The organism is Acidobacteriota bacterium, from assembly GCA_026393755.1.
In the GTDB taxonomy this organism is placed as follows: domain Bacteria; phylum Acidobacteriota; class Vicinamibacteria; order Vicinamibacterales; family JAKQTR01; genus JBAXOX01.
This window is the reverse complement of sequence record JAPKZO010000005.1, coordinates 122050-134535: the sequence shown is the minus strand read 5'-3', so window position 1 is coordinate 134535 and position 12486 is coordinate 122050. Positions and strand designations below refer to the sequence as shown.

The 12486-nt window shown below is 63.2% G+C and carries 13 protein-coding genes; 6 read left to right on the top strand and 7 right to left on the bottom strand.

The window, feature by feature from the left end:
• The first annotated feature begins 110 nt into the window (after nucleotides 1-110).
• Together NTV05_01760 and NTV05_01755 are read left to right on the top strand one after the other, a co-directional pair.
• A complete protein-coding gene (locus tag NTV05_01760) occupies nucleotides 111-1481 on the top strand; it encodes a sigma-54 dependent transcriptional regulator (protein ID MCX6543120.1) in 1371 nt (456 codons plus the stop codon).
• Nucleotides 1478-2824, top strand: coding sequence for an ATP-binding protein (locus NTV05_01755; protein MCX6543119.1), 1347 nt, complete (start codon nucleotides 1478-1480; stop codon nucleotides 2822-2824). The genes NTV05_01760 and NTV05_01755 overlap by 4 nt, the downstream gene beginning before the upstream one ends.
• Before the next feature lie 69 nt (nucleotides 2825-2893).
• On the opposite strand, the gene NTV05_01750 is transcribed toward NTV05_01755, so the two are convergent.
• The 5 genes from NTV05_01750 to pepF all read right to left on the bottom strand — a co-directional run bounded on the left by NTV05_01750 (nucleotide 2894) and on the right by pepF (nucleotide 7174).
• The gene (locus NTV05_01750) at nucleotides 2894-3802 is read right to left on the bottom strand and encodes a hypothetical protein (GenBank protein MCX6543118.1); all 909 of its coding nucleotides are present in this window, start codon (nucleotides 3800-3802) and stop codon (nucleotides 2894-2896) included.
• 12 nt (nucleotides 3803-3814) lie between these two features.
• Nucleotides 3815-3982: a hypothetical protein gene (locus NTV05_01745; protein MCX6543117.1), complete on the bottom strand. Its 168-nt coding sequence runs from the start codon at nucleotides 3980-3982 to the stop codon at nucleotides 3815-3817.
• 459 nt (nucleotides 3983-4441) lie between these two features.
• Entirely contained in the window at nucleotides 4442-4852 is a 411-nt protein-coding gene (locus NTV05_01740) for a type II toxin-antitoxin system VapC family toxin (protein ID MCX6543116.1), read from the bottom strand.
• Nucleotides 4849-5088: an AbrB/MazE/SpoVT family DNA-binding domain-containing protein gene (locus NTV05_01735; GenBank protein MCX6543115.1), complete on the bottom strand. Its 240-nt coding sequence runs from the start codon at nucleotides 5086-5088 to the stop codon at nucleotides 4849-4851. The genes NTV05_01740 and NTV05_01735 overlap by 4 nt, the downstream gene beginning before the upstream one ends.
• 202 nt (nucleotides 5089-5290) lie before the next feature.
• Entirely contained in the window at nucleotides 5291-7174 is a 1884-nt protein-coding gene (gene pepF, locus NTV05_01730; protein MCX6543114.1) for an oligoendopeptidase F, read from the bottom strand.
• Between the two features lie 673 nt (nucleotides 7175-7847).
• Here pepF and NTV05_01725 point away from each other — a divergent pair.
• From NTV05_01725 to NTV05_01710, 4 genes are all read left to right on the top strand, one after another.
• A complete protein-coding gene (locus NTV05_01725; GenBank protein ID MCX6543113.1) occupies nucleotides 7848-8087 on the top strand; it encodes a hypothetical protein in 240 nt (79 codons plus the stop codon).
• Entirely contained in the window at nucleotides 8084-8476 is a 393-nt protein-coding gene (locus NTV05_01720) for a type II toxin-antitoxin system VapC family toxin (protein MCX6543112.1), read from the top strand. The genes NTV05_01725 and NTV05_01720 overlap by 4 nt, the downstream gene beginning before the upstream one ends.
• A gap of 759 nt (nucleotides 8477-9235) precedes the next feature.
• On the top strand, nucleotides 9236-9694 hold the full coding sequence (locus NTV05_01715; protein MCX6543111.1) for a hypothetical protein: 459 nt from the start codon (nucleotides 9236-9238) through the stop codon (nucleotides 9692-9694).
• Nucleotides 9695-9711: 17 nt separating this feature from the next.
• Nucleotides 9712-10470, top strand: coding sequence for an aminotransferase class V-fold PLP-dependent enzyme (locus NTV05_01710; GenBank protein MCX6543110.1), 759 nt, complete (start codon nucleotides 9712-9714; stop codon nucleotides 10468-10470).
• A 39-nt stretch (nucleotides 10471-10509) separates the two neighbouring features.
• On the opposite strand, the gene NTV05_01705 is transcribed toward NTV05_01710, so the two are convergent.
• Together NTV05_01705 and NTV05_01700 are read right to left on the bottom strand one after the other, a co-directional pair.
• Nucleotides 10510-11268, bottom strand: a complete 759-nt coding sequence (locus NTV05_01705; GenBank protein MCX6543109.1) for a LytTR family DNA-binding domain-containing protein — start codon at nucleotides 11266-11268, stop codon at nucleotides 10510-10512.
• Nucleotides 11265-12377: a histidine kinase gene (locus NTV05_01700; protein MCX6543108.1), complete on the bottom strand. Its 1113-nt coding sequence runs from the start codon at nucleotides 12375-12377 to the stop codon at nucleotides 11265-11267. The genes NTV05_01705 and NTV05_01700 overlap by 4 nt, the downstream gene beginning before the upstream one ends.
• Nucleotides 12378-12486: the final 109 nt, after the last annotated feature.

Below are 12486 nucleotides of genomic sequence, written 5' to 3'. Positions count from 1 at the left end.
CGATCAGGTTTCCGGCCCTGCCCTGAGCTCACCCGAGTTGAAACCTGCGACTTGTCACGCGATTCCCAGATGAGCCGAGTCGAAGGGTAGAATAGGCCGCGCCGATCATCATGCTGACCCCGCAAGACTCGCCGCCCCGCGTACTGATTGCCGACGACGTACCCGACGTGCTGGAGGCGCTGCGCCTGCTTCTCAAGGGCGAGAAGTTCCAGGTCGTCACGGCCACGTCTCCCGATGCGGTGATTGCCCAGATTAGCGACAGTGACATCGACGTCGTGTTGATGGACCTGAACTACACCAGGGACACGACCTCTGGACAGGAAGGCCTCGATCTTCTTGCGCGGATCAAGGCGATTGATCACACCGTTCCCGTGGTCGTCATGACCGCCTGGGGCAGCGTCGATCTTGCCGTCGAGGCGATGCGCCGGGGGGCTCGGGATTTCCTGCAGAAGCCATGGGACAACGATCGCCTGCTGGCCGTGTTGCAGACGCAGATCGAGCTGGCGCGCGCCCTCAGGCGCAGCGTGCGGCTCGAGGCCGAAAACGAGGTGCTGCGGGCTCAGCCCCGGCCGACGCTGGTGACGGCCTCGCCCGCCATGGCGCCGGTCGTGCGGACGATCGAACGCGTGGGGCCGTCCGACGCCAACGTGCTCATCACCGGCGAAAACGGCACGGGCAAGACCCTGGTGGCCCAGGCGCTCCATGCAGCGTCCAGTCGCGCCGGGCGCGCGATGGTGACCGTCAATGTGGGCGGGCTGCCCGAAGGCGTGTTCGAATCGGAACTGTTCGGCCATGTGAAAGGCGCGTTCACCGACGCGAAGACCGATCGCGTGGGACGCTTCGAACTGGCCGACGGCGGGACGCTCTTTCTCGACGAGATCGCCAACCTCGGCATGGCGCAGCAGGTGAGGCTGCTCCGTGTGCTCGAAACGGGCGAGTTCGAACGCGTCGGCTCGTCGCGCACGCGGCGAGTCAGCGTGCGGATTATCGCGGCCACCAACGCGGAACTTGGCGACAGTGTCGCGGCGGGATCGTTTCGCCAGGACCTGCTGTTCAGATTGAACACGGTGGAAATTCGGGTGCCGCCGCTTCGAGAGCGGCGCGAAGACCTCGCTGCGCTGGCCACCCTGTTTCTGCAGCAGCACGCCCGCCGGTATCGGAAGGCCGTGACGAGCTTCGACGCCGGTGCCCTGCAGACGCTCTCTGAGCATCACTGGCCCGGCAACGTGCGGGAACTCGACCATGCGGTCGAACGGGCGGTCCTCATGACGCCGGGGCCGTTGATCCGGGCGGCCGACCTCAGCCTCAAGCCCCCGAAGGACGGCGTGACGCGCCTCGAGGAGATGAGCCTCGAGGAAGTCGAGGCCTTCCTGATCAAGAAGACCCTGGCCCGCTACGACGGCAACGTCAGCCTCGCGGCCAACACGCTTGGCCTCAGTCGCAGCGCGCTGTACCGACGGTTGCAACGCTACGGGCTATGAGCGATCCCGAGCCGCGGCGCCGCAGGCTCAAGTACGAACGTCGCATCCTGCTGATGACGATGGCCGGCGGAGCCCCATCGGTCGCGGTGGCTGTCCTGCTGATGTGGTCCGCCGGCGCCTCCGCCAGAGTGATCGTCACGGCGGCGCTCGCCCTCGGCCTCTGCTGGATCGGGTGTGCGTTCGCCGTCAGGCGGGCGGTGGTGTTTCCGCTCCAAACGCTGGCAAACCTGCTGGCGGGACTCCGGGAGGGTGACGCGTCGCATCGCGCGCGCGGAGCCGAGGCGGGCGACGCGCTCGGCGAAGTCATGATCGAGGCCAACGGCCTCTCCGCCGTGATCCGGGAACAGCGCCTCGGCGCGAGAGAAGCGACGGCGCTGCTGCAGCGGGTGATGGCCGAGATCGATGTGGCGGTCTTCGCGTTGGACGCGGAACGTCGCGTCAAGCTCGTCAACCATGCCGGCGAACGAATGCTGGGCCGTTCCGCAGAACGGCTGATCGACGCAGGCGTCGATGAGGTGGGACTCGCGTTGTGCATGGATGCCGACCCCGCGGTGTCGATGCCGATTTCAATTCCCGGCCACCCGGGTCGCTGGGAAGTGCGCCGAAGCGGCTTCAGACTGGGCGGTCTGCCGCACACGCTCCTCGTCCTCACCGACGTCAGCCGGTCGCTGCGCGACGAGGAGCGGATGGCGTGGCAGCGGTTGATGCGCGTGCTCGGTCACGAGATCAACAACTCGCTGGCGCCGATCAAGTCCATCGCCGGCAGCCTCGCGACGCTCGTCGCGCGCGCCTGGGGTCAGGAAGACTCGCGCGACGACATGAGGCGCGGCCTCGAAGTGGTGGCATCGCGCGCGGAATCGCTCGGGCGCTTCTCGTCCGCCTACTCACGCCTCGCCGGTCTGCCGCCTCCGCGCCGCCGGCCCATCCTCCTCGCCTCGATCGTCGCCCGCGTCGTCAACCTGGAGCGACGGCTTCCGGTGACACTGGTCGAAGGGCCCGAGGTGACGATCGATGCCGATCCCGATCAAATTGAACAGCTGCTCATCAACCTCCTGAAGAACGCGGTCGAGGCGTCCATCGATTCGTCGGGCGGTGTCAGCCTCAGATGGACGCGAGCCGATGGACAGGTCGAGGTGCTGGTCGAAGACGAAGGTCCGGGACTGGCCCAGACGGCCAATCTCTTTGTGCCGTTCTTCACAACGAAACCGGGCGGGTCGGGCATCGGTCTGGTGTTGGGCAGACAGATTGCGGAGGCGCACGGCGGGTCGCTGGTCCTCGAGAACCGGCAAGACCGGACCGGCGGCATCGCCCGCTTGCGTCTCCCCACGATCAAAACAATCTGAGAGGCAGAGATGCGGTGACGACACTGCGCTGCGAATGACGCGAGTCCTCAGACGGTGGCCCCGGCTCTGCTAAACGGTACGAAACGGGTCGAGGATCTTCCTGTCAGCCCAATAAATGTTTCCATCGTCTCCGCAAAAGAACAGATATTTTCCGTCCGGCGAGAGCGAGGGAAATCTGCCCGGGATCTGACTGACCCTTTGCGGGGCCGACCACGTGCCATCGCTCTTCCTGAAACTGACATGGATGAACATCTCTTCCTTGTCGCCGTTGAGGGGACGGTTCGAGGAAAACAGCAGGAAGGACTCATCGGGTGAGACATAGGGCGTGTAGTCGATCGCGTTTGGACGGTTGATGGCCTCGCCCAGGGGTGTGACGTCTGCATAGCCGTCGGCCGCATATCGGGCCCCGAAGATTCCGGTATTCCAAATCTTCGTCTTCATCTGCCCGGAGTAGTACGCCCGACCCGATCTAGTGAAGGAGGAACTCCCGTTCGGAACGAAGCCGTCAGCGCGAGCGGTACTCCATCCAGCATCTGTCTTCTCGACGTACTTCCTGACCCAGCCGTCTCCGGTATTGACACTGAAGAACAACTTCTTCCCATCCGGCGAGAACACGGCCGCTTGGGTGTTTCCATCTTTGGCAAACGGCGGCGGCTGCGGAGCCGACCATTTTCCGCTGACATTCTTCATGGACAGGATCTGCGTGGAGAACGTCTTCATGTCGACGGTGTTCCAGAACATCTCCCGACCGTCGGGGGAGATTTCCAGACGGCTGTGGATATTCCCTTTGGAAATGACTCCCGGAGCAAAGATGACAGGAGTCGTGCCAGGCGGATTCTGGCCCAGGTAAGACCCCGCCTCGGGAGTGGTTTGAGAGTGGCCGATCGAAGCCACAATCAAGAGGGGCAAGAGCAGAAGAGTCGTTGTCTTCGATTGACGTGCCGTGGCGACAAAGAAATTGTTCCGAGTGCCGGTCATCGCAACCACCTTTCACTCCCCTGAATCACCGTTGGATCCTCCGCGCGTCGAGTAGTAGAGTTTGGCACCCGAGTAGTCAGGGGCGCCGACCGACACGAACAACTGCGTTCCGTCGGGAGAGAACGCCGTGCCTGCCACCCACCGACTGATCGACGTCAGAATCTCAGGAGCAAAAGGCACCGGCGTGTTTCCTGGCAGTGTCTGGCCGAAGTAGATCCCCTTGAGGCGCGTCTTGAACGTCCCGACGGCTGGCTGAGTGGCCTGTCCGGAGACTGGGACTGGCCTGCCTGGACCGAAACCCCTGCCTGGGCGGGGCGGGTGCCGGCCACGAGCAGCGTCGCGAGGCAAATGACGGAACCGCATTTCATGGATGACCTTTCGGTAAAAGACGCGTCCATCCAAGCCTAAGCACTCCGCCGCGGGGCTTCAGGTCATTTGTGACCAACCTCGGACCGCGCGGGACCGATCGTGACCTTGCAGGGATGAATCCGCGTCATCGTGGGAGCGGCGGGTTCTCCCACACGCAATGGGATGTATCGAGAGGCGGCGGGCGCGAGTCCAGCCGTGTACGGCGTTCCGGTCGCTGCGGCGTCCCTAGAGTCCGTCGCGACGACAGGCCCACCATTCGCCGGTCGGCGCCTACCCGAGAAAGGGATCGAACACCTTCACGCCGGCCCGTTGGAAGTCCCGGGTGTTGTGCGTCACCACGGTGAGACCGTGATGGAGCGCCGTCGCCGCAATCATGCTATCCAGCAGCGGAAGGGACTGGCCTTTCCGCTTCAACTGGGCCACCAGGCGGGCCCACCGCAGGCTCACGCCTGCGTCCCATGGCAAACAGTCGATCACCTGGACGACAGACTCGAACCACGCTTCCAAAGCCGCCCGCTTTCGACCAGCCGGGTACCCGAGGACGCCGACACTCAACTCGCCGAGCACCACGGCATCCACGACGACTTGCCCTTCGTGGGAGGTCAGCCACTCCACGACCCTGGGATCGGGAGCGGGCTTAGTCGGCTCGCTCAGGACATTGGCATCAACCAGATACATCATCGTCGTCCAGGCGTCGCGACGTCATCGGTGGTCTCGCTGCGATCCATCGGTCGGAACCGGCCCTTGACCGGACAGGCGAGCAGCAGCCTCACGAGTCCCGCATTGCGCCGCCGCGCCAGGCGCGTCAACCGGTACTCCCCGCGCTCGACGCGTTCGATGTCGAACCGTTCGCCGGGACGGATGTCGTCCCGTTGGCGAAGCTCCGCCGGCAGCACCACCTGGCCTCTACTGGACATCGTCGTCGTCATGGCATGTAAGATAACGTCTTACCTTCGGCTCGTCAAGGCAACGCGGCATGCAGATGCCTGGTGAAACGCCAGCCGAGAGTCTCGACTCCGTGACTGGTCCATACTCCCACCGAGATGCCTCGAGTTCCCGTCGCTCATCGTGCTGGCGCCGTGGCAACCCTCTCCGCCATGGCCCTGCTGGAGTGAGCCGTTACTTCTTCCGGCCCAAGATCTTCTCCATTTCGTCCATCACGCGGTTCATTTTCGCCATGCACAGCTCGAACGGCCCGGAGGCCGCCATATCGACGCCCGCCTTCTTCAGCAGGGCGATGGCATAATCCGACCCGCCCGCGGAGAGGAAATCGAGGTATTTCCTCGTCGCCGCTTGGTCACCGCTCAAGACCAGCTCCGACAACGCCGCCGAGGCCGTGAACGCCGTTGCGTATTGATAGGCATAAAAGCCGGAGTAGAGCTGCGGAATAACCATCCATTCCGATTGGACGCCGTCATCCACGACACAAACGCCCTGATCGTGACCATAGTACTTTTTCGTGATCGCCGCATAGAGGTTGTTCAGCGTGTCGCCCGTGATCTGTTCGCCTTTTTCCGCCATCTCATGGATGCGCAGCTCAAACTCCGATATCAGCGTCGCCCGGAAGATCTTGATGGCGAAGCCGTCCAGGTAGTTGCCGAGCATCGAGAGCCGGGCCCCATCGTCTCCGCTCTGCTTCAGCATGGAATCAACCAGCAGCGCTTCATTGAACGTGGAAGCGACTTCCACAACGAACCTCGGGCAGGCGGCCGTCGCGAACGGTTGGCGAGCATTCGAGAGATGACTTTGCAGGGCATGACCGAGCTCGTGAGCCAATCCGCTCATGTCGTCGTACTTCCCGCCGTAATTGATCATGACGTAGGGATGGACATCATAGGCCCAGCCATTGGCGTATCCGCCCGAGCGCTTGCCTTCGGTCGGATAGACGTCGATCCAGCGGTCGGTAAACGCTTTCTTAGCCGCCGCCCCATAGGCATCACCGAGCGGCCGGAACGCCGCCAGAAGATGATCCCGCGCTTCCTCGAAGGTGTAAGACCGGGCGACGTCCGCCACGAGCGGCGCGGGAAGGTCGTAATAGTGCAGTTGGTCCAGGCCGAGAATTCTCTTCCGGAGTTTCAAATAGCGATGCAGGGTGCCCAGGTTCTCATTCACGTTGGCGACGAGGCCGCGGAACACCTGGCTGGGGATGTTGTCTCCATCCAGCGAGCTTTCGAGGCAGGAGTTGTACTTCCGCGCCTTCATCTGGAAGAGATCCTTCATGACCTGGGCGTTCAGGAGAGCGCCGAACGTGCGGCGATAATCATTCAGCTTTCCCATATACGCCGCCAGCGCCGTCTTTCGGTCTTCGCGGTTCGGCGATCTTCGCTCCTGAGAGAACCCGGATGGATCGAGCTTCACCCGCCTCCCGCCACTCAGGGTCACCTCGGGGTACGGGAAGTCCGCGTTGATCAGCAGGTCACGAATGCCGGACGGCGCAGCCGCCATCAATTCCGCGTCGGCGATGATCTTCTCTTCCCCCTCCGTGCCGGTGTGCGCGTGGCGGCGAAGAATGTCGTCCAAGTAGTGACGGTACGTGTCGCGTCTCTCATCGTTCTTGAGGAACGATTGAACTTTGGCGGGATCGATCGCCAGAATCTCGGGCTCGATGAAGGCGGCCTTTTCTCCAAACGCCGCGCCCAATTGGTTCAACTCCTGCTGGAGCGCCGCGGACGATGGGACGCGCATGTCCTGATCCAGACGCAAGTTCGCGTAAGTAAACAGCCGCGCGAATTCCTTGTTGAGATGCCCGACGAGATCGAGACATCCCAACAGCCGGTCGGCCGATTTGTTCAATGTGCCCTGATACTTCTCGAGACCAGGGAGTTCATTGGCGAACTTCTGTTTGGCTTCCTTCCAAGCCGCATCGGACGGATAGATATCGGCGAGGTTCCATTTATAGGGATCGGAGATCTTTCCACGGTCACGTTCCTGCGGCGTCGGTGTCATGGGCGCCCACGCCGCCAAACAGAGAAACGACAGAGTCGACACGAGGAAGGAACGCATGCCACCACCTCACGCGGAATTCGATCAGATGCATCATGTCACGGACCGGGCCGAGAGCCAGAAGGTCGACTCATACTCTTCGCTCATCGACTGGCATGGATGACCTTTCGGTGAAAGACGCGTCCATCCACGCCTAAGCACTCCGCCGCGGGGCTTCAGGTCATTTATGACCAACCCCGGTTCATTGATCGATGTATCCAGGAAACCTCTCTTGAGAAGAGGCACCATTACTCCCCGGCAGGAGCTGACCGAAGCAGGTCTCCTTGAGGCGCGTCTTGAACGTCCCGATGGCCGGCTGGGCAGCCCTTCCGGAAACCTGGAAGTGTTCTGTCCGGGCCTGAGGCCATGCCAGAGCAGGGCGGGCACCGACGACGAGCAGAGTCGCGAGACATATAACGGCACCGTACCTCATGGATGGCCTTTCGACGAAGGAAGTGTCGATCCAAGCGTAGGCACGCCCGGGAAGCGATTCACGTCATTTGTGACCAACGTCTGTTCGCGCGGGATAGATCGTGACCTTCCAGTGGCGAATCCGCTTCACCGCCGGAGCGCGCGTCGGCTCCAGTAAGGCCAGAGCCAACGAGCACGTGTGCCGCGGTCGAGGATGAGGAAGCACGGGTCGGGTTGCATCCGCATGCACATGCATGTATTCTGTCGAGTGAGGCTGGGACATATGCGGACGACCATCGAGCTCAAAGACGAATCGAGGGCGCGACTGCTGGACATCGCCGCCAGGCGGGGCGAAAAGGGCTTCTCGGCCCTCATCAATGAAGCCGTCGACCAGTACCTCGAAACAGCTGCCGCCGACGCTCAGCGGCGACGCGCGGCCCTCGGATTGCGCGGGCAGCTCGGGCGGGATGACGCGCGGCACTTGCGGGCGGCGACACAGGCACTCCGGGAGTCGTGGAGATGAGCATCATCGCTGACACCGACGTGCTGATCGACTACCTCCAGGGCGCCGAACCCTCGGCTGCCCGCGTCGCGCTCGAACTCGAGTACGGGGGCCTGGCGACCACCGCCGTGTCGCGATTCGAGTTGATGGCCGGGGCGCACAGCGTGCGGCAGCAGAAACTCGTGCGGGCACTGCTCGACGCCGTCCCGGCGCTTCCGCTCGACGGCGCGAGTGCCGACCGCGCCGCCGACGTGCGTCGAACTCTCGAAGAACAGGGGACGCCCATCGGCATGGGCGACAGTTTGATAGCCGGCATCGTCCTCGCGAACCACGGCGTGTTGCTGACGCGCAATACCAAGCACTTCGAGAAGGTTCGTGGCCTCCGCATTTCGGGACGACAGGAGGAGTGACCGCGTCTCGATGGCCGATACGGCGACCACGTAGATCGCGTTCCCTTGCGGCGTGTGGCGCGTGAAGAACAGGTACTTGCCGTCGGCCGACAGGTGAGCACCGTACTCATCGCAAATGCCTCGCGCGGGTGAGTTGTTGGGCAGGCACTTCTCTATCGCTTCCTCAGCGTCTCCAGCAAACTATCACATCGAATCCAGTGGATATCGACTCGGGTGAAATCGGAGGAACGCGAATAGAACAGAGGAGAATTCAGTGGCCTCCCGAGACTGCGACAGGCGCTTGCGGCGTCGGTCTTCGACCGAACCGTGTCTCATGGATGGCCTTTCGAAGAACGAAGTCTCCACCCAAGCCTAGGCACTCCGCCGCAGGGTTTCACGTCATTTGTGACCAATCAGGTACGACGCGGGACAGATCGTGACCTCGCAGGGGTGAATCTTCCGCTGTGTGCTCTACCTGAGTTTCGGATCGACGCAGTTTCCTCTCGCTCGTGTCAGTCAAGGTCGCACTCGCGCGTGCCTTTCGGCACGCGTCCGGCACGTGTCCATCCCGCATTCTCCCTATTCGGTCACATTTCGGCTGCACCTTCGCGATGGGTGCCGGAAGATCGAAGTACGGGCGAGTCACGTCGCAGGCGCTACTTCGCAGCGACGGTGGAACCTTCCAAGACGTCCAGCGCCTAAGACGCTGGCGCCGTGCAAGCTGGCACTGGGCGCTCAGCCACGACCAGCCCGCCGAGTGCACCGACGAGGAGATTTCTGATGCGACGAATGACATTGGTTGCGGCGAGCCTGTGCATGGTGGCCGCGGCCGAGTCCCCGCTTCTGGGGCAGACGACCGACACATTGAAGAAGCTGAACGCTGTCCTAGCCTCCTCCTGCTACAACAGCCCAGTCCTTCATCTCTCCGCCGACGGTACCGTTGTTCGAAAGGATGCTGACGGCGGGACGATGACCTTCAAGCTCGCGGAGATCGGTAGCATGACGGTCGATGCGGACAGCGAAGCCCACGTGCTGCTGAAGTGCAAGGCGGACGCGGAGTGCATCGAACGGGTCGTGGCGCCTGGCGCGACCAAGACGTCGATGAAGCTGCTCGCGTTCAGCATCAACTCGCTGGAGGTGGGCGACTCGGCGCTGCGCCTCTTCCAGGAGCTCAAGGCGCCAGTCGTGAAGACCGCCGTGAAGACGCGTCCAATGTCCTCGGCGTATTCAACGATCTGACCGAGATCAGTCGGATCGTGCACCGATACGGGGCACGCCTGCTGGTGGATGCGGCGCAGTTGGTCGCCCACCGCAAGGTTGCGATGGAGAGCAGCGGCATCGACTATCTCGCCTTCTCCGCCCACAAGGCGTACGCCCCGTTCGGCACCGGAGTGCTGGTGGCCAGAAAGGGGCTTCTCAACTTCAGCCCCGCCGAGACGGAACTGATCCGGTCGTCAGGCGAGGAGAACGTCGGGGGTATTGCTGCGCTCGGCAAGGCGCTCGTGCTTCTGCAGCGGATCGGCCTGGACGTGATCCAGGAGGAGGAGCAGGCTCTGACCGCGCGAGCATTGCTCGGCATGGGGCGGGTCCCTGGCCTCAAGATCTACGGGATAGCGAACCCGGGGTCGTCTTCGTTCGTCCACAAGGGCGGTGTCATTCCCTTCGACCTGAAGGGCGTCATCTCACACAACGTGGCTCGGAACCTGGCCGCGCGCGGAGGGATCGGCGTGCGATCCGGCTGCCACTGCGCTCATCTGACGGTCAAGCGCATGCTCGGCGTGCCACCATGGGCGGAGCGGCTTCAGGGCGTGATCCTGACCGTCCTCCGTCGTTTCGAGCTTCCCGGCGTTGTCCGGGTGAGCCTGGGCATCGAGAACAGCGAAGAGGACGTGGACACGCTGATTCACGTGCTGAGCGGTATCGCGCGGCAGCCGAAGGGCGGGCCTTCCAAGAAGAAGGCCCGGCAGCAGATGGACGAATTCTCTGAGGCTGCGGCCCAGAGAGTCTACTGCTGACCGACGACGCGAAGATCGTGTCCGAGGTGCATGGTGGGACTACCGCAGGATCTTGGTCAGCACGTGGTGGTATTGCTGGCCCACCGGGATCTTCGTCCCGTTGCGGGTCAGCAGAATCCAGCCGCCCTTGGTCCAGGGTTGCGCCTCGCGCACCTGCCCGAGGTTGACGATCCAGGAGCGGTGGACGCGGAGGAAGCGTTGGGGATCGAGCCGCGTCTCGACGGCTGAGAGGGTGCTGCGCAGGAGGTGGCTCGCGCGCTCGCATTGGATGCGGACGTAGTTGCCGGTGGCCTCGAGGCAATGGATGTCTGATGTCGGCACGAGGACGTACCGTTCGCGTTCGCGCACCACCAGATGCGGCCTGACCGACTGCCGGCGCTCGTGCATCTCGAGCATGGCCTGGATGCGCTCGTCGAGTTCGTCCCGGTTCGGCCGTCGCACGAGTTCGCGCACCCGGCCCAGCGATTCGGAGAAGCGCTCCGGGTCGATCGGCTTGGTCAGGTAATCCAGGGCGTGCAGCCGAAAGGCCTCGAGCGCGAACTGATCGAACGCCGTAACGAAGATGATGATCGGCAGCGGGCCCTCGTTGCGCCAGACCTCCGCCACTTCCAATCCACTCAGCCCCGGCATCTGGATGTCCAGGAAGACCACATCGGGAGTCAACTTCCGCACCGCCTCCAGCGCCGAGGGCCCGTCAGCCACTTCGCCCACGACCTCGACGTCGGCGTGGTCGGCCAGCAGCGTGCGCAGCCGCTCTCTCACCAGCGGCTCGTCATCGACGATCAGGGATCGAATCATGTGCGTTGCTCGCGAAGAGGAATCTGGATCGTCGCGCAGAAGCCACCGTGTGGCGACGTGTCGATGCTCAATGTGGCCCTCTCACCATAGATGGCAGCGAGGCGCTCCCTTGTGTTGCTGATGCCGAGGCCGTGACGCAGAGGAACAGCCGCACCCAGTCCGTCGTCCTCGACCGTCAGAAGCAGCGATGAACCGTCGGATCCGGCTCCGATCTTCAATCGGCCTGGACCGACCTTCGCGGAAAACCCATGGCGAATGGCATTGTCCACGAGCGGAAGCACGATCAGGCTGGGCACCTGGACGTCGAACAGGGAGTCGTCCACGTTCCATTCGACGTGCAGGCGCTCTCCGAATCTGACCTGCTCGATTTCCACGTATTTCCGGGTCAGGTCCAATTCCGTCCGCAGGCTCAGGGTCTGGCTGGACGCGTCGTCGAGCATCGCGCGCAGCAGGGAGGACAGGCGGACGAGAAGCTTGTCAGCGGTCCCGGGATCACGATGGAGCAAGGTCGAAATCGCCTGAAGCGCGTTGAAGAGGAAATGTGGATGAAGCTGGCGCTGCAGCAGCGCGAGGCGGGCTTCGCTAAGCTGACGAGCGAGCCGCCCCGCTTCGATCTCCTCCTGCTGCCGGGCCTGTGCATGCTTCATGGCCGCGGACCCGAGGAGGATCACGAAGTAGACGAAAGGGACGTTGAGGAAGCCGCCGACCAGATTCATTGTTGTCGGGATCAAGGCAGTGAGTTGGGACACATTCCACCCCGACTCGCTGCACTTCCAGATCAGACTGATGGTGCGCAGGATGAGCCAGTACGGGACGAAGACCAGGACCATGCCGAGCATGTGCGCGCCCAGAAAGCCCCCCGCGCCGAGCCGTTTGCTCTGGATGCGCCTGTCGAGGGCGAGGACCATCGGGGTGAGAAAGGCCCAGGGCATCAGGCCTCCCACCTCGGTCAGAACCAGCTTCTGCCAGGGCAGGCCCGCCAGCAGTCCCTGGAGGATCCAGGCCAGGGCCAGGCTCCCGAAGACCACGAGACGGAATCCCAGCCGGTCCCAGGACAGGAGAAAATCCGGCACGCGCCGGGTGTTGGTCGCCGAGTCGGCCATCATCATCGAACCTGCCGGAACAACTCTACGGCATTCTCCCCGGTTCGTGTCACGGTGCCGGGACTATTTGTCAAGGGACCATCTCGACGCGCCGTTCCGGATCGCGCTGGGTGAA